At 45.8% G+C, this 20233-nt stretch carries 11 protein-coding genes, 9 tRNA genes and 6 rRNA genes; all 26 read right to left on the reverse strand.

The genetic code is table 11. The features are described from left to right. Positions 1-552, reverse strand: coding sequence for a protein-arginine kinase activator protein McsA (gene mcsA / locus AC3ANV_RS26970; protein ID WP_488311594.1), 552 nt, complete (start codon positions 550-552; stop codon positions 1-3). Positions 553-579: 27 nt separating this feature from the next. Continuing rightward, the gene (locus AC3ANV_RS26975) at positions 580-1041 is read right to left on the reverse strand and encodes a CtsR family transcriptional regulator (RefSeq protein ID WP_488311595.1); all 462 of its coding nucleotides are present in this window, start codon (positions 1039-1041) and stop codon (positions 580-582) included. Between the two features lie 316 nt (positions 1042-1357). Continuing rightward, positions 1358-1473, reverse strand: a 5S ribosomal RNA gene (gene rrf, locus AC3ANV_RS26980). Positions 1474-1563: 90 nt separating this feature from the next. Beyond that, positions 1564-4502, reverse strand: a 23S ribosomal RNA gene (locus tag AC3ANV_RS26985). A 237-nt stretch (positions 4503-4739) separates the two neighbouring features. Continuing rightward, positions 4740-6289, reverse strand: a 16S ribosomal RNA gene (locus tag AC3ANV_RS26990). 185 nt (positions 6290-6474) lie between these two features. Further along, positions 6475-6550 (reverse strand) — tRNA-Ala (locus AC3ANV_RS26995). Positions 6551-6569: 19 nt separating this feature from the next. Further along, positions 6570-6646, reverse strand: a tRNA-Pro gene (locus AC3ANV_RS27000). 8 nt (positions 6647-6654) lie between these two features. Then, positions 6655-6731: transfer RNA gene (locus AC3ANV_RS27005), tRNA-Arg, on the reverse strand. Positions 6732-6768: 37 nt separating this feature from the next. Continuing rightward, a tRNA-Leu gene (locus AC3ANV_RS27010) sits at positions 6769-6857 on the reverse strand. A 6-nt stretch (positions 6858-6863) separates the two neighbouring features. Beyond that, positions 6864-6938: transfer RNA gene (locus tag AC3ANV_RS27015), tRNA-Gly, on the reverse strand. A gap of 35 nt (positions 6939-6973) precedes the next feature. Further along, positions 6974-7058: transfer RNA gene (locus AC3ANV_RS27020), tRNA-Leu, on the reverse strand. Positions 7059-7093: 35 nt separating this feature from the next. Further along, positions 7094-7169 (reverse strand) — tRNA-Lys (locus tag AC3ANV_RS27025). 7 nt (positions 7170-7176) lie between these two features. Further along, positions 7177-7252, reverse strand: a tRNA-Thr gene (locus AC3ANV_RS27030). Positions 7253-7257: 5 nt separating this feature from the next. Then, a tRNA-Val gene (locus tag AC3ANV_RS27035) sits at positions 7258-7333 on the reverse strand. Between the two features lie 9 nt (positions 7334-7342). Beyond that, a 5S ribosomal RNA gene (rrf, locus tag AC3ANV_RS27040) occupies positions 7343-7458 on the reverse strand. 90 nt (positions 7459-7548) lie between these two features. Next, a 23S ribosomal RNA gene (locus tag AC3ANV_RS27045) occupies positions 7549-10487 on the reverse strand. A 237-nt stretch (positions 10488-10724) separates the two neighbouring features. Further along, positions 10725-12274 (reverse strand): 16S ribosomal RNA (locus AC3ANV_RS27050). The 16S, 23S and 5S rRNA genes sit together here with 9 tRNA genes alongside, the layout of an rRNA operon. Positions 12275-12645: 371 nt before the next feature. Continuing rightward, positions 12646-14130: a lysine--tRNA ligase gene (gene lysS / locus AC3ANV_RS27055; protein ID WP_488311596.1), complete on the reverse strand. Its 1485-nt coding sequence runs from the start codon at positions 14128-14130 to the stop codon at positions 12646-12648. 205 nt (positions 14131-14335) lie between these two features. Further along, on the reverse strand, positions 14336-15337 hold the full coding sequence (gene dusB, locus AC3ANV_RS27060) for a tRNA dihydrouridine synthase DusB (RefSeq protein ID WP_488311597.1): 1002 nt from the start codon (positions 15335-15337) through the stop codon (positions 14336-14338). Between the two features lie 16 nt (positions 15338-15353). Continuing rightward, positions 15354-15560, reverse strand: coding sequence for a helix-turn-helix domain-containing protein (locus AC3ANV_RS27065; RefSeq protein WP_488311598.1), 207 nt, complete (start codon positions 15558-15560; stop codon positions 15354-15356). Continuing rightward, positions 15512-16039: a 2-amino-4-hydroxy-6-hydroxymethyldihydropteridine diphosphokinase gene (gene folK / locus AC3ANV_RS27070; protein WP_488311599.1), complete on the reverse strand. Its 528-nt coding sequence runs from the start codon at positions 16037-16039 to the stop codon at positions 15512-15514. The genes AC3ANV_RS27065 and folK overlap by 49 nt, the downstream gene beginning before the upstream one ends. 2 nt (positions 16040-16041) lie before the next feature. Further along, positions 16042-16401 carry a dihydroneopterin aldolase gene (gene folB, locus AC3ANV_RS27075; protein ID WP_488311600.1) on the reverse strand — a complete coding sequence of 120 codons (360 nt, stop codon included), beginning with the start codon at positions 16399-16401 and terminating at the stop codon, positions 16042-16044. Then, the gene (folP, locus tag AC3ANV_RS27080) at positions 16394-17239 is read right to left on the reverse strand and encodes a dihydropteroate synthase (RefSeq protein ID WP_488311601.1); all 846 of its coding nucleotides are present in this window, start codon (positions 17237-17239) and stop codon (positions 16394-16396) included. Before folP ends, folB begins: the two co-directional genes overlap by 8 nt. Before the next feature lie 121 nt (positions 17240-17360). Continuing rightward, positions 17361-18290, reverse strand: a complete 930-nt coding sequence (gene cysK, locus AC3ANV_RS27085; RefSeq protein ID WP_488311602.1) for a cysteine synthase A — start codon at positions 18288-18290, stop codon at positions 17361-17363. Positions 18291-18418: 128 nt separating this feature from the next. Further along, the gene (locus AC3ANV_RS27090) at positions 18419-19318 is read right to left on the reverse strand and encodes a peptidyl-prolyl cis-trans isomerase (protein ID WP_488311603.1); all 900 of its coding nucleotides are present in this window, start codon (positions 19316-19318) and stop codon (positions 18419-18421) included. A gap of 27 nt (positions 19319-19345) precedes the next feature. Next, entirely contained in the window at positions 19346-20224 is an 879-nt protein-coding gene (gene hslO, locus AC3ANV_RS27095; protein ID WP_488314348.1) for an Hsp33 family molecular chaperone HslO, read from the reverse strand. Positions 20225-20233: the final 9 nt, after the last annotated feature.

Raw genomic sequence — 20233 nt, forward strand, 5'->3', positions numbered from 1 at the left:
TTATTCTCCCTCCTCTCCATGGCTACCCGTTAATTTCTTTTCTAATGTGCGAATTTCATCCCGAATCTCAGCTGCCTTTTCAAACTCTTCATGTGAGATTGATTCCTTCAGTTCATTTTTCAGGTCTTCAATCTGTTTTCGAAGATGAATGCCTCCGCCAATTCTCTTCGGTATTTTACCATTATGTGACCAATTTCCACTATGAAGACGACCTAACACCGGTTTAAGCTGTTCCTTAAATGTGTCATAACAATGAGCACAGCCGAAGCGGCCTACCTTAACAAACTGTGGAAATGTCATAGAACATTGATTACATTGAAGAATCTCTTCTTGATGGAATGGATTTTCATTTTGTTTTTGAATGGATGGATCAAGATTTAGTAAGCCTGCTAGTAGATTATTAAAAGCGAAACCGGAACCTCCACTGAAGATAAACATATCTCCTTTTTCCTGAGCACACTTTTCACAAAGATGTACTTCTGTCTTTTCGCCGTTAATGATTTTTGTAAAATGCAGTGCTGCAGGCCTTTGATTACATTCTTGGCAAATCATTTTTTTCACCTCTCCGGCGTGCATAATTTATTTATATTTTAAAGTAGTTAACATTGCTTTAAGCATTCTTGCCCGTAATTCATCGCGGTACGGAAGATCAATGTATAAAACAGAGCGATCAATAACGCTAAGCATTATTTTCGCTTCCCTCTTTGTTATTATTTCCTCTTGAACTAATCTAACGATGACATCTTCTGCACTTGTCTGACTTATTCTGCTTTGAAAAAGTGACAGCAAATGGTCAATTAAATGGGCTAAATCATGCGATTGAACCTTCATAATCCGAATATAGCCCCCGCCGCCTCGTTTACTTTCTACAATATATCCTCTTTCAATCGTAAATCGTGTATTAATTACATAATTAATTTGCGAGGGAACACATTGAAATTTATCAGCAATTTCACTTCGTTTAATTTCAACAAGGTCCTGCTCACTCATTTCTAAAACTTGTTTTAAATAATTCTCAATAATATCGGAGATGTTTCTCATCTTCCCACCCCCTATCTGACTTTGACTATATTTGACATAAATTATACTGAAAATTTTATGCAGTTGCAACGATTCTATACTAATGATTTTCTCCAAATCTCGCGGTTGTGAAACGTGGAAGTTTTTATTTATTGGGGGTTTGTTTAGTTAGGTAGAATTTTTGTTGGTTTCTTTTGTTTTGTTGAATGGGGTAAGCGATGTGAAAATTTTGTACGATTTTTAACATTTTTTACTTTAACTATTAGATTTGCAATTATTTTATAGTTTCCTAAACGACAAAAAAGGACAACCCCATATCGGGTTATCCTTTATTCTTGCCTGGCAACGTCCTACTCTCACAGGGACAAAGTCCCAACTACCATCGGCGCTGAGAAGCTTAACTTCCGTGTTCGGTATGGGAACGGGTGTGACCTTCTCGCCATTGCTGCCAGGCTATTTTCTTTGAGGTTTCATTCCCTCAAAACTGGATAATGCAGAAGAAGTTTGGTAAAAACGAGTTCACCTTGTTCATATATATATGACTTGGTTAAGTCCTCGAACGATTAGTATCAGTCAGCTCCACACGTCACCGCGCTTCCACCTCTGACCTATCAACCTGATCATCTTTCAGGGTTCTTACTAGCTTGACGCTATGGGAAATCTCATCTTGAGGGGGGCTTCATGCTTAGATGCTTTCAGCACTTATCCCGTCCGCACATAGCTACCCAGCGATGCCTTTGGCAAGACAACTGGTACACCAGCGGTGCGTCCATCCCGGTCCTCTCGTACTAAGGACAGCTCCTCTCAAATTTCCTGCGCCCACGACGGATAGGGACCGAACTGTCTCACGACGTTCTGAACCCAGCTCGCGTACCGCTTTAATGGGCGAACAGCCCAACCCTTGGGACCGACTACAGCCCCAGGATGCGATGAGCCGACATCGAGGTGCCAAACCTCCCCGTCGATGTGGACTCTTGGGGGAGATAAGCCTGTTATCCCCGGGGTAGCTTTTATCCGTTGAGCGATGGCCCTTCCATGCGGAACCACCGGATCACTAAGCCCGACTTTCGTCCCTGCTCGACTTGTAGGTCTCGCAGTCAAGCTCCCTTGTGCCTTTACACTCTACGAATGATTTCCAACCATTCTGAGGGAACCTTTGGGCGCCTCCGTTACTCTTTAGGAGGCGACCGCCCCAGTCAAACTGCCCACCTGACACTGTCTCCCACCCCGATGAGGGGTGCGGGTTAGAATTTCAATACAGCCAGGGTAGTATCCCACCGACGCCTCCACCGAAGCTAGCGCTCCAGCTTCTACGGCTCCTACCTATCCTGTACAAGCTGTACCAAAATTCAATATCAGGCTACAGTAAAGCTCCACGGGGTCTTTCCGTCCTGTCGCGGGTAACCTGCATCTTCACAGGTACTATAATTTCACCGAGTCTCTCGTTGAGACAGTGCCCAGATCGTTACGCCTTTCGTGCGGGTCGGAACTTACCCGACAAGGAATTTCGCTACCTTAGGACCGTTATAGTTACGGCCGCCGTTTACTGGGGCTTCGATTCAGAGCTTCGCTTTTAAGGCTAACCCCTCCTCTTAACCTTCCAGCACCGGGCAGGCGTCAGCCCCTATACTTCGCCTTGCGGCTTCGCAGAGACCTGTGTTTTTGCTAAACAGTCGCCTGGGCCTATTCACTGCGGCTCTTCGAGGCTATTCACCCCAAAGAGCACCCCTTCTCCCGAAGTTACGGGGTCATTTTGCCGAGTTCCTTAACGAGAGTTCTCTCGCTCACCTTAGGATTCTCTCCTCGCCTACCTGTGTCGGTTTGCGGTACGGGCACCTTTTATCTCGCTAGAGGCTTTTCTTGGCAGTGTGGAATCAGGAACTTCGGTACTAAATTTCCCTCGCTGTCACAGCTCGAGCCTAACGCAAGCGGGATTTGCCTCGCTTGCAGCCTAACTGCTTAGACGCGCATATCCAACAGCGCGCTTACCCTATCCTCCTGCGTCCCCCCGTTGCTCAAACGATAAAGAGGTGGTACAGGAATATCAACCTGTTGTCCATCGCCTACGCCTTTCGGCCTCGGCTTAGGTCCCGACTAACCCTGAGCGGACGAGCCTTCCTCAGGAAACCTTAGGCATTCGGTGGATGAGATTCTCACTCATCTTTCGCTACTCATACCGGCATTCTCACTTCTAAGCGCTCCACCAGTCCTTACGGTCTGACTTCAACGCCCTTAGAACGCTCTCCTACCACTGACATCAACGATGTCAATCCACAGCTTCGGTGATACGTTTAGCCCCGGTACATTTTCGGCGCAGAGTCACTCGACCAGTGAGCTATTACGCACTCTTTAAATGGTGGCTGCTTCTAAGCCAACATCCTGGTTGTCTAAGCAACTCCACATCCTTTTCCACTTAACGTATACTTTGGGACCTTAGCTGGTGGTCTGGGCTGTTTCCCTTTTGACTACGGATCTTATCACTCGCAGTCTGACTCCCACGGATAAGTCTTTGGCATTCGGAGTTTGTCTGAATTCGGTAACCCGATGAGGGCCCCTAGTCCAAACAGTGCTCTACCTCCAAGACTCTTACTACGTGAGGCTAGCCCTAAAGCTATTTCGGAGAGAACCAGCTATCTCCAAGTTCGATTGGAATTTCTCCGCTACCCACACCTCATCCCCGCACTTTTCAACGTGCGTGGGTTCGGGCCTCCATCCAGTGTTACCTGGACTTCACCCTGGACATGGGTAGATCACCTGGTTTCGGGTCTACGACCACATACTCATTCGCCCTATTCAGACTCGCTTTCGCTGCGGCTCCGTCTCTTCAACTTAACCTTGCATGTAATCGTAACTCGCCGGTTCATTCTACAAAAGGCACGCCATCACCCATAAACGGGCTCTGACTACTTGTAGGCACACGGTTTCAGGAACTATTTCACTCCCCTTCCGGGGTGCTTTTCACCTTTCCCTCACGGTACTGGTTCACTATCGGTCACTAGGGAGTATTTAGCCTTGGGAGATGGTCCTCCCTGCTTCCGACCGGATTTCACGTGTCCGGCCGTACTCAGGATCCACTCAGGAGGGAACGAAGTTTCAACTACAGGGTTTTTACCTTCTATGACGGACCTTTCCAGATCGCTTCATCTACCCCGTTCCTTTGTAACTCCATGTTGAGTGTCCTACAACCCCAAGAGGCAAGCCTCTTGGTTTGGGCTATGTCCCGTTTCGCTCGCCGCTACTCAGGGAATCGCGTTTGCTTTCTCTTCCTCCGGGTACTTAGATGTTTCAGTTCCCCGGGTATGCCTTCCATACCCTATGTATTCAGGTAAAGATACTGTTCCATTACGAACAGCGGGTTTCCCCATTCGGAAATCTCCGGATCAAAGCTTACTTACAGCTCCCCGAAGCATATCGGTGTTAGTCCCGTCCTTCATCGGCTCCTAGTGCCAAGGCATTCACCGTGCGCCCTTTCTAACTTAACCTAAAAGGTTTATTTCTCTTACTTAATAAGAGAGAAAACTAAAATGGCAAGGAAAAATTGAACTGCATTTTTCCCTATAACTCGGTTCTTACTTTGACTTCTTCTTTACGATTATCCAGTTTTCAAAGAACGAATAAAAAAAGCTTCGAGAGAATTGCTCTCTCAAAACTAAACAAACAAAGAACGTGTTTCAAACAAACTGTTTTGTCCGGCTCATATGTCCGGCATATATCCTTAGAAAGGAGGTGATCCAGCCGCACCTTCCGATACGGCTACCTTGTTACGACTTCACCCCAATCATCTGTCCCACCTTAGGCGGCTGGCTCCTTACGGTTACCCCACCGACTTCGGGTGTTACAAACTCTCGTGGTGTGACGGGCGGTGTGTACAAGGCCCGGGAACGTATTCACCGCGGCATGCTGATCCGCGATTACTAGCGATTCCGGCTTCATGTAGGCGAGTTGCAGCCTACAATCCGAACTGAGAATGGTTTTATGGGATTGGCTCGACCTTGCGGTTTTGCAGCCCTTTGTACCATCCATTGTAGCACGTGTGTAGCCCAGGTCATAAGGGGCATGATGATTTGACGTCATCCCCACCTTCCTCCGGTTTGTCACCGGCAGTCACCTTAGAGTGCCCAACTGAATGCTGGCAACTAAGATCAAGGGTTGCGCTCGTTGCGGGACTTAACCCAACATCTCACGACACGAGCTGACGACAACCATGCACCACCTGTCACTCTGTCCCCCGAAGGGGAAAGCCCTATCTCTAGGGGTGTCAGAGGATGTCAAGACCTGGTAAGGTTCTTCGCGTTGCTTCGAATTAAACCACATGCTCCACCGCTTGTGCGGGCCCCCGTCAATTCCTTTGAGTTTCAGCCTTGCGGCCGTACTCCCCAGGCGGAGTGCTTAATGCGTTAGCTGCAGCACTAAAGGGCGGAAACCCTCTAACACTTAGCACTCATCGTTTACGGCGTGGACTACCAGGGTATCTAATCCTGTTTGCTCCCCACGCTTTCGCGCCTCAGCGTCAGTTACAGACCAGAAAGTCGCCTTCGCCACTGGTGTTCCTCCACATCTCTACGCATTTCACCGCTACACGTGGAATTCCACTTTCCTCTTCTGCACTCAAGTCCCCCAGTTTCCAATGACCCTCCACGGTTGAGCCGTGGGCTTTCACATCAGACTTAAAGGACCGCCTGCGCGCGCTTTACGCCCAATAATTCCGGACAACGCTTGCCACCTACGTATTACCGCGGCTGCTGGCACGTAGTTAGCCGTGGCTTTCTGGTTAGGTACCGTCAAGGTACCGGCAGTTACTCCGGTACTTGTTCTTCCCTAACAACAGAGCTTTACGACCCGAAGGCCTTCATCGCTCACGCGGCGTTGCTCCGTCAGACTTTCGTCCATTGCGGAAGATTCCCTACTGCTGCCTCCCGTAGGAGTCTGGGCCGTGTCTCAGTCCCAGTGTGGCCGATCACCCTCTCAGGTCGGCTACGCATCGTCGCCTTGGTGAGCCGTTACCTCACCAACTAGCTAATGCGCCGCGGGCCCATCTGTAAGTGACAGCCGAAACCGTCTTTCAGCTTTTCCTCATGTGAGGAAAAGGATTATCCGGTATTAGCTCCGGTTTCCCGAAGTTATCCCAGTCTTACAGGCAGGTTGCCCACGTGTTACTCACCCGTCCGCCGCTAACCTTCAGGAGCAAGCTCCTAAAGATTCGCTCGACTTGCATGTATTAGGCACGCCGCCAGCGTTCGTCCTGAGCCAGGATCAAACTCTCCAAGAAAGTTGATTAGCTCATTTGTTACGTTGGCTTAGCTTCACTTTCTTACGAAAGATCTGCTAATGTTTATTGTTTGTTTACACGTCTTGTTTGTTTAGTTTTCAAAGAACAATATCATGTCGCAAGTGCGACTTTAATATAATAACAAAGTATATCAACCTTGTCAATATATTATTTTTGTTTTTTTTTGGTGGAGCCTAGCGGGATCGAACCGCTGACCTCCTGCGTGCAAAGCAGGCGCTCTCCCAGCTGAGCTAAGGCCCCGTATGTTATTGAAAATGAATGGTCGGGAAGACAGGATTCGAACCTGCGACCCCTTGGTCCCAAACCAAGTGCTCTACCAAGCTGAGCTACTTCCCGATTTATAATGGCGCGCCCGAAAGGAGTCGAACCCATAACCTTCTGATCCGTAGTCAGACGCTCTATCCAATTGAGCTACGGGCGCATTATTTTGAGAGTAATTTTGCTATCGCAAAAAACTTTGGTGCCGAGGACCGGAATCGAACCGGTACGGTAGTCACCTACCGCAGGATTTTAAGTCCTGTGCGTCTGCCAGTTCCGCCACCCCGGCACTGCTTGGAGCGGAAGACGGGATTCGAACCCGCGACCCCCACCTTGGCAAGGTGGTGTTCTACCACTGAACTACTTCCGCATTATAGTAAGTTATTTTGCTTTCCCTAAAAACTTTGGTGCGGGTGAAGGGAGTCGAACCCCCACGCCTTGCGGCGCCAGATCCTAAGTCTGGTGCGTCTGCCAATTCCGCCACACCCGCATTATGGTAAGTTATTTTGCTATCGCAAAAAACTCTGGTGAGCCATGAAGGACTCGAACCTTCGACCCTCTGATTAAAAGTCAGATGCTCTACCAACTGAGCTAATGGCTCAAAAAAATGGTGCCGGCTAGAGGACTTGAACCCCCAACCTACTGATTACAAGTCAGTTGCTCTACCAATTGAGCTAAACCGGCATATATGGTGGAGGATGACGGGCTCGAACCGCCGACCCTCTGCTTGTAAGGCAGATGCTCTCCCAGCTGAGCTAATCCTCCACAATATAAGCCTGGCAACGTCCTACTCTCACAGGGACAAAGTCCCAACTACCATCGGCGCTGAGAAGCTTAACTTCCGTGTTCGGTATGGGAACGGGTGTGACCTTCTCGCCATTGCTGCCAGGCTATTTTCTTTGAGGTTTCATTCCCTCAAAACTGGATAATGCAGAAGAAGTTTGGTAAAAACGAGTTCACCTTGTTCATATATATATGACTTGGTTAAGTCCTCGAACGATTAGTATCAGTCAGCTCCACACGTCACCGCGCTTCCACCTCTGACCTATCAACCTGATCATCTTTCAGGGTTCTTACTAGCTTGACGCTATGGGAAATCTCATCTTGAGGGGGGCTTCATGCTTAGATGCTTTCAGCACTTATCCCGTCCGCACATAGCTACCCAGCGATGCCTTTGGCAAGACAACTGGTACACCAGCGGTGCGTCCATCCCGGTCCTCTCGTACTAAGGACAGCTCCTCTCAAATTTCCTGCGCCCACGACGGATAGGGACCGAACTGTCTCACGACGTTCTGAACCCAGCTCGCGTACCGCTTTAATGGGCGAACAGCCCAACCCTTGGGACCGACTACAGCCCCAGGATGCGATGAGCCGACATCGAGGTGCCAAACCTCCCCGTCGATGTGGACTCTTGGGGGAGATAAGCCTGTTATCCCCGGGGTAGCTTTTATCCGTTGAGCGATGGCCCTTCCATGCGGAACCACCGGATCACTAAGCCCGACTTTCGTCCCTGCTCGACTTGTAGGTCTCGCAGTCAAGCTCCCTTGTGCCTTTACACTCTACGAATGATTTCCAACCATTCTGAGGGAACCTTTGGGCGCCTCCGTTACTCTTTAGGAGGCGACCGCCCCAGTCAAACTGCCCACCTGACACTGTCTCCCACCCCGATGAGGGGTGCGGGTTAGAATTTCAATACAGCCAGGGTAGTATCCCACCGACGCCTCCACCGAAGCTAGCGCTCCGGCTTCTACGGCTCCTACCTATCCTGTACAAGCTGTACCAAAATTCAATATCAGGCTACAGTAAAGCTCCACGGGGTCTTTCCGTCCTGTCGCGGGTAACCTGCATCTTCACAGGTACTATAATTTCACCGAGTCTCTCGTTGAGACAGTGCCCAGATCGTTACGCCTTTCGTGCGGGTCGGAACTTACCCGACAAGGAATTTCGCTACCTTAGGACCGTTATAGTTACGGCCGCCGTTTACTGGGGCTTCGATTCAGAGCTTCGCTTTTAAGGCTAACCCCTCCTCTTAACCTTCCAGCACCGGGCAGGCGTCAGCCCCTATACTTCGCCTTGCGGCTTCGCAGAGACCTGTGTTTTTGCTAAACAGTCGCCTGGGCCTATTCACTGCGGCTCTTCGAGGCTATTCACCCCAAAGAGCACCCCTTCTCCCGAAGTTACGGGGTCATTTTGCCGAGTTCCTTAACGAGAGTTCTCTCGCTCACCTTAGGATTCTCTCCTCGCCTACCTGTGTCGGTTTGCGGTACGGGCACCTTTTATCTCGCTAGAGGCTTTTCTTGGCAGTGTGGAATCAGGAACTTCGGTACTAAATTTCCCTCGCTGTCACAGCTCAGCCTTCACGCAAGCGGGATTTGCCTCGCTTGCAGCCTAACTGCTTAGACGCGCATATCCAACAGCGCGCTTACCCTATCCTCCTGCGTCCCCCCGTTGCTCAAACGATAAAGAGGTGGTACAGGAATATCAACCTGTTGTCCATCGCCTACGCCTTTCGGCCTCGGCTTAGGTCCCGACTAACCCTGAGCGGACGAGCCTTCCTCAGGAAACCTTAGGCATTCGGTGGATGAGATTCTCACTCATCTTTCGCTACTCATACCGGCATTCTCACTTCTAAGCGCTCCACCAGTCCTTACGGTCTGACTTCAACGCCCTTAGAACGCTCTCCTACCACTGACATCAACGATGTCAATCCACAGCTTCGGTGATACGTTTAGCCCCGGTACATTTTCGGCGCAGAGTCACTCGACCAGTGAGCTATTACGCACTCTTTAAATGGTGGCTGCTTCTAAGCCAACATCCTGGTTGTCTAAGCAACTCCACATCCTTTTCCACTTAACGTATACTTTGGGACCTTAGCTGGTGGTCTGGGCTGTTTCCCTTTTGACTACGGATCTTATCACTCGCAGTCTGACTCCCACGGATAAGTCTTTGGCATTCGGAGTTTGTCTGAATTCGGTAACCCGATGAGGGCCCCTAGTCCAAACAGTGCTCTACCTCCAAGACTCTTACTACGTGAGGCTAGCCCTAAAGCTATTTCGGAGAGAACCAGCTATCTCCAAGTTCGATTGGAATTTCTCCGCTACCCACACCTCATCCCCGCACTTTTCAACGTGCGTGGGTTCGGGCCTCCATCCAGTGTTACCTGGACTTCACCCTGGACATGGGTAGATCACCTGGTTTCGGGTCTACGACCACATACTCATTCGCCCTATTCAGACTCGCTTTCGCTGCGGCTCCGTCTCTTCAACTTAACCTTGCATGTAATCGTAACTCGCCGGTTCATTCTACAAAAGGCACGCCATCACCCATAAACGGGCTCTGACTACTTGTAGGCACACGGTTTCAGGAACTATTTCACTCCCCTTCCGGGGTGCTTTTCACCTTTCCCTCACGGTACTGGTTCACTATCGGTCACTAGGGAGTATTTAGCCTTGGGAGATGGTCCTCCCTGCTTCCGACCGGATTTCACGTGTCCGGCCGTACTCAGGATCCACTCAGGAGGGAACGAAGTTTCAACTACAGGGTTTTTACCTTCTATGACGGACCTTTCCAGATCGCTTCATCTACCCCGTTCCTTTGTAACTCCATGTTGAGTGTCCTACAACCCCAAGAGGCAAGCCTCTTGGTTTGGGCTATGTCCCGTTTCGCTCGCCGCTACTCAGGGAATCGCGTTTGCTTTCTCTTCCTCCGGGTACTTAGATGTTTCAGTTCCCCGGGTATGCCTTCCATACCCTATGTATTCAGGTAAAGATACTGTTCCATTACGAACAGCGGGTTTCCCCATTCGGAAATCTCCGGATCAAAGCTTACTTACAGCTCCCCGAAGCATATCGGTGTTAGTCCCGTCCTTCATCGGCTCCTAGTGCCAAGGCATTCACCGTGCGCCCTTTCTAACTTAACCTAAAAGGTTTATTTCTCTTACTTAATAAGAGAGAAAACTAAAATGGCAAGGAAAAATTGAACTGCATTTTTCCCTATAACTCGGTTCTTACTTTGACTTCTTCTTTACGATTATCCAGTTTTCAAAGAACGAATAAAAAAAGCTTCGAGAGAATTGCTCTCTCAAAACTAAACAAACAAAGAACGTGTTTCAAACAAACTGTTTTGTCCGGCTCATATGTCCGGCATATATCCTTAGAAAGGAGGTGATCCAGCCGCACCTTCCGATACGGCTACCTTGTTACGACTTCACCCCAATCATCTGTCCCACCTTAGGCGGCTGGCTCCTTACGGTTACCCCACCGACTTCGGGTGTTACAAACTCTCGTGGTGTGACGGGCGGTGTGTACAAGGCCCGGGAACGTATTCACCGCGGCATGCTGATCCGCGATTACTAGCGATTCCGGCTTCATGTAGGCGAGTTGCAGCCTACAATCCGAACTGAGAATGGTTTTATGGGATTGGCTCGACCTTGCGGTTTTGCAGCCCTTTGTACCATCCATTGTAGCACGTGTGTAGCCCAGGTCATAAGGGGCATGATGATTTGACGTCATCCCCACCTTCCTCCGGTTTGTCACCGGCAGTCACCTTAGAGTGCCCAACTGAATGCTGGCAACTAAGATCAAGGGTTGCGCTCGTTGCGGGACTTAACCCAACATCTCACGACACGAGCTGACGACAACCATGCACCACCTGTCACTCTGTCCCCCGAAGGGGAAAGCCCTATCTCTAGGGGTGTCAGAGGATGTCAAGACCTGGTAAGGTTCTTCGCGTTGCTTCGAATTAAACCACATGCTCCACCGCTTGTGCGGGCCCCCGTCAATTCCTTTGAGTTTCAGCCTTGCGGCCGTACTCCCCAGGCGGAGTGCTTAATGCGTTAGCTGCAGCACTAAAGGGCGGAAACCCTCTAACACTTAGCACTCATCGTTTACGGCGTGGACTACCAGGGTATCTAATCCTGTTTGCTCCCCACGCTTTCGCGCCTCAGCGTCAGTTACAGACCAGAAAGTCGCCTTCGCCACTGGTGTTCCTCCACATCTCTACGCATTTCACCGCTACACGTGGAATTCCACTTTCCTCTTCTGCACTCAAGTCCCCCAGTTTCCAATGACCCTCCACGGTTGAGCCGTGGGCTTTCACATCAGACTTAAAGGACCGCCTGCGCGCGCTTTACGCCCAATAATTCCGGACAACGCTTGCCACCTACGTATTACCGCGGCTGCTGGCACGTAGTTAGCCGTGGCTTTCTGGTTAGGTACCGTCAAGGTACCGGCAGTTACTCCGGTACTTGTTCTTCCCTAACAACAGAGCTTTACGACCCGAAGGCCTTCATCGCTCACGCGGCGTTGCTCCGTCAGACTTTCGTCCATTGCGGAAGATTCCCTACTGCTGCCTCCCGTAGGAGTCTGGGCCGTGTCTCAGTCCCAGTGTGGCCGATCACCCTCTCAGGTCGGCTACGCATCGTCGCCTTGGTGAGCCGTTACCTCACCAACTAGCTAATGCGCCGCGGGCCCATCTGTAAGTGACAGCCGAAACCATCTTTCAGCTTTTCCTCATGTGAGGAAAAGGATTATCCGGTATTAGCTCCGGTTTCCCGAAGTTATCCCAGTCTTACAGGCAGGTTGCCCACGTGTTACTCACCCGTCCGCCGCTAATCATCAGGAGCAAGCTCCTAATGATTCGCTCGACTTGCATGTATTAGGCACGCCGCCAGCGTTCGTCCTGAGCCAGGATCAAACTCTCCAAGAAAGTTGATTAGCTCATTTGTTACGTTGGCTTAGCTTCACTTTCTTACGAAAGTTCCACTAATAGTTATTGTTTGTTTGCACGATTTTGTTTGTTTAGTTTTCAAAGAGCAATTTACTTCGTCGCCCAAAAGCGACTTTTTAATCATACCAAGTCACCAACCAGAAGTCAATAACTTTTTTGAATTATTTTTTGTTTCGTTGTTATTTCGCAACAACAGATATTAATATACCACCATTAATCACGGGGCGCAATAGCTTTTTTTGTTTTTTATACATAAAATTCAAAGTAAAAATATTCTAACTGTTCAGTTTGAAAGAATTGCTGAAAAAACAAAAAAGCGCCGATGAAATAGGCGCTTTTAAAATTGACTATCAACGATGACGCATTAACGGGAATAATAGTACATCTCTAATAGACGGAGAGTTAGTTAATAACATTACCAAACGGTCAATACCGATTCCTAAACCTCCAGTAGGCGGCATACCATACTCTAATGCTTCTACAAAGTCATCATCCATCATATGGGCTTCGTCGTTTCCTTGCTCTCTTTCTTTCAACTGTGCTTCAAAACGTTCTCTTTGATCAATTGGGTCGTTTAGCTCTGTAAATGCATTGGCATGCTCACGGGCAACGATAAATAACTCAAAGCGATCCGTAAATCTTGGATCTGCATCGTTTTTCTTCGCTAGAGGTGAGATTTCAACAGGATGTCCATAGATAAATGTTGGTTGAATAAGCTTTTCTTCTACCTTTTGCTCGAAAAATTCATTTACAATATGACCGTAAAGCATATGGTCGTTTATTTCTACACCATGTTCTTTTGCATGTTCCCGTGCTTCTTCAACACTCATCTCTTTCCAAAAATCTACACCCGTAAATTCTTTAATGGCATCTACCATATGAAGCCTTTTCCATTCAGGTTTAAGATCTACTTCATAATCACCATATTGAACGGTTGTTGTTCCCAGCACTTCTTGTGCAATATGGGCTATTAGATTTTCGGTAAGACTCATGATATCCCTGTAATCAGCATATGCTTCATAAAGTTCAATCATTGTAAATTCCGGATTATGGCGGGTTGAAACACCTTCATTTCGGAATACACGGCCAATTTCATATACTTTTTCGAGACCGCCAACAATTAATCGTTTTAGGTGAAGTTCAATCGCGATACGCATAAATAGCGGCATATCCAGTGCATTGTGATGCGTGATAAACGGACGGGCAGAGGCGCCGCCGGCAATAGCATGCATCATCGGTGTTTCTACTTCTAAATAGCCATGGTCATCTAAATAACGGCGCATCGATTGTATAATACGGCTGCGGGTAATAAAAGTCTTCTTACTTTCCCCGCTCATGATTAAATCCAAGTAACGTTGACGGTACCGCTGTTCAACATCCTTAAGGCCATGGAATTTATCAGGTAATGGGCGAAGAGCTTTTGTTAAAAACTCAAAGCTTTGTACTTTTACCGATAGTTCTCCCACTTTTGTTTTAAAAAGTGTCCCGGTTACCCCAATGATGTCTCCCAAATCAGCTGAATCAAATACTTTATACTGATCTTCACCGATTGCATCCTGTCTTACATATACTTGAATTTGACCTGTTAAATCTTGAATATGTGCAAAACCGGCTTTTCCTTTCCCCCGCTTTGTCATGATACGTCCGGCAAGAGTAACAGAAACATTCTTAGTTTCAAGCTCTTCTTTTTCCAATTCACCGTATTGTTCAATTAATTCGTTTGTACTATTTGTTCTGTCAAAACGCTTCCCAAATGGATCAAGACCATTTTCACGCATGGTATTCATTTTTTCGCGTCTGACCCTTAATTGGTCATTTAATTCTTCCTGACTCATTCCTCATCAACTCCAATAATTTCTTATTATGTAATAACGCTTAACTAACCGCGATCACTTTTTTTGCATACTTTATTATTTTACACAAACTTACGTGTTCAGACATCAAAAAAGTTCAAAATAGAATAAAAACTGCCAGTTATTTCACTGGCAGTTTCTCTCATAAACAAAAATAGTATAAAAAAGCAGGCATAAAAAGTCAAATTCAACCTACAATTAATTGGCTTTGTTCCGGTTCTTCCGCCTCTATGACTAAACCATTTAGCAGTGACACTAAGTCGTCGCGGGAATTACATTCATTGATGGCATTACGCGCATTTCCGTTTCCCCGTACCCCTTTTAAATACCAAGCAGCATGTTTACGCATTTCACGTACGGCAATATCCTCATTTTTCAAAGCAATTAAGCGATCTAAATGCAGGATACAAACATCGATTTTTTCACGGACGGATGGCTCACCCATCAATTTGCCGGTTTCCAGGAATTGAACGGTACGGTAGATCATCCACGGGTTTCCTAAGGCAGCTCTGCCAATCATAACGCCGTCAACACCTGTTTCATCCAACATTCTTTTGGCATCCTGCGGTGTTTGAACATCACCGTTTCCGATGAGCGGAATATTTATCGATAGTTTTACTTCACGAATAATGTCCCAGTTCGCTTTACCTTCGTACATTTGGACACGTGTCCGGCCATGGAGGGAAACCGCCTTTCCGCCAGCCCGTTCAACGGCTTGGGCATTTTTAACAGCATAGATATGCTGATCATCCCAACCCATCCGCATTTTCACAGTTACCGGCTTATCAACCGCATCTACAACAGCAGAAACCATTTCATAAATTTTATTCGGGTCAAGAAGCCACTTTGCTCCTGCATCACACTTAGTAATCTTCGGAACCGGGCAGCCCATATTAATATCAATAATATCCGCATTCGTATTTTTATCTACAAATCTTGCTGCTTCGACAAGCGTTTCTTTTTCACCGCCAAAAATTTGCAGGCTGAGCGGTTTTTCGCGTTCGTCAATATAGAGCATATTCATCGTTTTTTCATTTTTATAAACGATTCCTTTATCACTAACCATTTCGGCACAAACGAGACCTGCACCAAACTCTTTTACCGTTAAACGGAAGGCAGAGTTACATACACCGGCCATTGGTGCCAGGACGACTGGATTTTTCATTTCAATATCGCCGATTTTTAACATAAAACACCCTCCTTCTTTATTCCTTTGGCTCTAATTCTTCTATACTGACCTTTAAGGATCGTGCTATTTTTTCTAGAAAGTCATCTGCAGGCAGACGGTTTCCTCTTTCAATCTCTCCTAAAATCGATACTGATACACCTAGTTCCCTCGAAAAGCTTTCCTGGGTAAAACCCTTTAGCTTTCGATAGGCGCGAATACGTCTTCCCCATTTTTCCGCTTCCATATTCGGACTCCTTCTTTATTAGGTAATTCATTTAAGTATGTCTCAAAAGGTTTTTCCATTTCCGGAATAAGAATGTCATGACGAATTTCCAAAAGCGGAATCATGACGAAAGCTCTCTCCAGCATCCGAGGATGAGGAACTGTAAGCTTCTCTGTTTCAATATTTTCTTGGTTATAAAGGAGAATGTCAAGGTCTATTGTTCTGGGACCCCATTTAATTTCCCTCTTTCTCCCAAGTTCCAACTCTATTTTTAAACATATATCTAATAATTCCTGAGCGGTGTACTCAGTCTTTATCTCAATTACCATATTTAAAAATAAATCCTGTTCCTCATAGCCGACAGGATCTGTTTCATAAACAGAGGAGTAATTTACCAACTGAATTCCAGGATAATTAATCAAAAGCCTGATTGCATTCATTAAATAATCATAACGGATTCCCATATTCGAGCCAAGAGAAATAAATGCTGAATTTCCCATTATTATCTACTCCTCGTAATTTCTACTGCAACAGACTTGTAATGACCCGGTATTGGCGGGTCGGGTTTAATTACCTTTACCGTGACCTCAGTTATGGCAGGGAATTCCTGCAATACACAATCTGCTATTTTTTCCGCAATAGCTTCGACTAATTTTTTGGGTTTTCCCTCCACAATCTCTTTGCATACCCGAAATAGTTCACCATAATTAACTGAATACACTAATTCGTCCGTTTCCCCTGCTTTTTTCAAATCCAAGGAAACCGTTAAGTCAACACTAAAACGTTGTCCTAATCGATTCTCTTCCGGGAATACACCGTGATATCCGTAAAATTCCATTCCATTTACATATATTTTATCCAATGATATCACCTTTTCCCATCAATTCATCCATCATTTTGGCCATTCTGCTCATTTCCTTAATATCATGTACCCGGATAATCTGACACCCTTTTTGGATTCCAAAACAAACGGTTGCTCCCGTGCCCTCCATTCTTTCGTTAACAGGAAGGTTTAATGCCTGTCCAATCATAGATTTTTTTGAAGTCCCCAAAAGAACAGGATAACCAATCATTGTAAGCCTATCTAAGTTTTGCATCATTTGAATATTTTCTTGATAGTCTTTTGCAAAACCGATGCCAGGATCCAAAATAATATTCTTATCCTTCACTCCGGCATTTTTTACGATCGTGATGCTTTCATACAGATCATTGATAACATCCCTTATAAATAAGGAGTAGTTCCTGTCATGACGGTTATGCATTAAGATAATCGGGACATCATACTCTGCTGCAACGTGTGCCATTTTATCATCAGCTTTAGCTCCCCATACATCATTGATTATATGGGCTCCTGCTTCAATTGCTTGTTTAGCAACTTCCGCTTTATATGTATCAATAGAAATCGGAACCGGAACCTGTTTAGAAATGGCTTTAATGATAGGGATAACCCGATTAAGCTCCTCTTCTACGGAAACAGCTGCAAATCCGGGGCGAGTTGATTCACCGCCAATATCGATAATATCAGCACCATTCCTCACCATTTCGTCTGCATGTTTTACTGCCAGGTCCACTGCATTGAATTTACCGCCATCTGAAAACGAGTCGGGAGTAATATTTAATATTCCCATGACAACCGTCTTTTTTTGATAATCTAAGGTAAATGGGCCGCATTGGATTTTATGTTCATAAGCTGTGTTCATCCCTTTATCCTCCTATGCTAAGCTTTTTTTCTCTTTTCATCATACATGAAGTTTAAGATGGTTTCATTTACAATGCAAAAAAAAGAAGCCTCGGCCAAATAGCCAAAGCCTCTTTTTCGTTTTATTCTACATCATATTGGTAAAGCGGTGTGCTTAAATAACGTTCGCCATTATCCGGAATAATCGCAAGTACCTTTTTACCTTTACCAAGTTCCTTTGCAACTTTTACAGCAGCAGCAACAGCTGCTCCCGAAGAAATCCCGCCAAGAATACCTTCTTCTCTTGCTGCCTGGCGAGAAGCTTCAAATGCTTCTTCTGTGCCTACTAGAATAACTTCATCATAAATTTTGGTATCTAGTGTGTCAGGAATAAACCCTGCGCCAAGCCCTTGAAGCTTATGCGGGCCTGGTTTTCCACCTGATAGAACTGGTGAATCCTTTGGCTCTACTGCATAAATTTTAACATTAGGGAATTTTTCACGAAGAACAGTACCTGCACCTGAAATTGTACCGCCTGTTCCAATACCTGATACAAAGGCATCTAGTTGATCCATTTGTTCAGCAATCTCTTTGCCCGTAGTACGTCTATGTACCTCAGGGTTTGCTTCGTTTTTAAATTGCTGCGGCAAGAAATAACCATGTTCCTTTACAAGCTCTTCCGCTTTGGCAATAGCACCTTTCATTCCTTCCGGTCCTGGAGTCAAAACAAGCTCAGCACCGTATGCACGAAGGAGGTTCCGTCTTTCTAAACTCATCGTTTCAGGCATAACAAATACAGCATTGTATCCTTTTGCTGCAGCAATCATCGCAAGACCGATACCGGTGTTTCCACTTGTAGGCTCAATGATCGTATCTTCGCCGGGTTTAATTAAACCTTGTTCTTCAGCCGCTTCAATCATAGCTAATGCGATACGGTCCTTTACACTGCTGCCGGGGTTGAAATATTCAAGCTTTAAATATACCTCGGCACTATTTTCATCTACTAATCTGTTTAATTTCACAATTGGAGTTTGGCCGACTAACTCGGCAACTGAATTTGCAACACGAACCATTAAGAGCACCCCTATTCCGAGTAATTTGATTGGATTTATATTATTAAATTTACCAGTTTAATACTCCGTTTGTCAATTATTTAGCACTAATTTTTTTGAAAATTTTCAAAAAAGAAAGCACAGAAAATCTACTTCTGTGCTTCTTTGTTTCCATAAAACCAATCGACCTTGGCTTCATTCCAAAATGTACTTGCCGATTCAGGTGTTTTCATTTGTTCAAGCGCAATTTGCCGGCGAATTTGCTCTTTTACAGCATCAAATGAATATTTCTTTCCGTTTATTTTTCCTTCAAGCTTTAAGATGGCGTATCCTTTATCAACCTTAATCGGGTCACTATAAGCCCCATCCTTTAACGTCTTTGCTGTGTTAATATATTCAGAAGGATAGCGGTCGTCATCATCACTAATATAACCAATATCGCCGCCTTCATTAGCTGAAAACTCATCGACAGAGCGTTCCATAGCTAAAGCAGAAAAATTTGAGCCTTGAGATAACTCTTTAATCGCCTCTTGTGCCTCTTCTTTTGTTTTGACAATTATTTGTGCTAAATGATAAGCGGTTGGTACATTGAATTGTTCTTTATTTTTTTCATAATAACTTTTTAGTTCTTTATTGGAGACAACAACATCTTTTGTCAATAATTCTTCTAAAAGAAGGCTATTGCGAATTTGATCTTTCCAATTTTTATCATCAGAACTTTTATTTTGGGAAGAAGAATTATAGTTTGTTTGAAGTATCCTGAATTCCCGTTCAACATCTTGATCAGATATTTTTATAGTATATTTTGCTGCCATTTCTTTAATTACTTTTTGGTCAATCATTTCTTTTAAGACATCTTTTCCATATCTGGCTGCTAATTCATTAAGCCAATCTTGTCTTGAAATTGTACTTTTTCCCACTGTGGCCACAGTCTCTTCGCTTAAGCCTGCCCCATTTGCCTTATTTTCTTTTGATAGAAAAAAGACAACCGTAAGACAATTGAGCATGAAAAGAGCTGCGATAACAAGCCAAAGCTGCTTTCTCCTCAACAACTGCTCCTCCCCCAATGTGAAAGCTTATTTCGCCTCTTCCTTTAATTTCTCTAATTCTTCCTTTGAAAAATGATATTTTTCATTGCAAAAATGACAATGCGCCTCTGCCTGTCCATCTTCTTTAATCATATCTTCAATTTCAGCAACACCTAAACTGACAATGGCATCTGAAAAACGCTCCTTAGAACAATTGCATGTGAAGCTTACAGGCATCGTTTCGAGGATCTTCAGATGTTCCTTGCCAAAAAGCTCTTCTAAAATCTCTTCAGGAGTTAAGCCTTTTTCAATTAACTTAGATATCGGGGGAATCGTTTTTAACCGTTCTTCCAATTTACTAATTGTTTCTTCCTTTGTACCGGGCATTAATTGGAAAATAAATCCTCCTGCTGCCAAAATACTATCATCAGGATTCACTAGGACTCCAACCCCAACAGAAGAGGGCAATTGCTCGGAGGTTGCAAAATAATAAGTAAAGTCTTCCCCCAGTTCACCTGAAACAATGGGAACCTGACCGGAGAAAAAGTCACGAAGCCCTACATCCTTTACAATAGACATCGTACCCGTTGTTCCGACTGCACGGCGGACATCAAGCTTCCCGTGTTCATTTGATTCAAAATCAATTTCCGGATTCGTAACATATCCGCGAACCTCACCCTTGGCGTTACTATCAACCAGTATCACACCAATTGGGCCGCCGCCATCTATTTTTACCGTTAATTTATCTTCACCCTTAAGCATTGCTCCCATCATAACACCTGCGGTCATCGCGCGGCCAAGCGCAGCAGATGCTGTACGCCATGTTTGATGACGGCGCTGCGCTTCTGAAACTGTTTCAGTTGTACGGACTGCATATGCTCTGATATTTCCGTCATATGCAAGCGCCTTTACTAAATAATCGTTCATCATTAAACT

The organism is Neobacillus sp. DFD-2R (assembly GCF_057747865.1).

Excerpts from the sequence above, each read along its gene's own strand:
- folP (WP_488311601.1), bottom strand. The coding sequence starts at position 17,239 with ATGAACACAGCTTATGAACATAAAATCCAATGCGGCCCATTTACCTTA.
- hslO (WP_488314348.1), bottom strand. The coding sequence starts at position 20,224 with ATGAACGATTATTTAGTAAAGGCGCTTGCATATGACGGAAATATCAGA.
- mcsA (WP_488311594.1), bottom strand. The coding sequence starts at position 552 with ATGATTTGCCAAGAATGTAATCAAAGGCCTGCAGCACTGCATTTTACA.
- AC3ANV_RS26975 (WP_488311595.1), bottom strand. The coding sequence starts at position 1,041 with ATGAGAAACATCTCCGATATTATTGAGAATTATTTAAAACAAGTTTTA.
- AC3ANV_RS27065 (WP_488311598.1), bottom strand. The coding sequence starts at position 15,560 with ATGGAAGCGGAAAAATGGGGAAGACGTATTCGCGCCTATCGAAAGCTA.
- lysS (WP_488311596.1), bottom strand. The coding sequence starts at position 14,130 with ATGAGTCAGGAAGAATTAAATGACCAATTAAGGGTCAGACGCGAAAAA.
- cysK (WP_488311602.1), bottom strand. The coding sequence starts at position 18,290 with ATGGTTCGTGTTGCAAATTCAGTTGCCGAGTTAGTCGGCCAAACTCCA.
- dusB (WP_488311597.1), bottom strand. The coding sequence starts at position 15,337 with ATGTTAAAAATCGGCGATATTGAAATGAAAAATCCAGTCGTCCTGGCA.
- folK (WP_488311599.1), bottom strand. The coding sequence starts at position 16,039 with ATGGGAAATTCAGCATTTATTTCTCTTGGCTCGAATATGGGAATCCGT.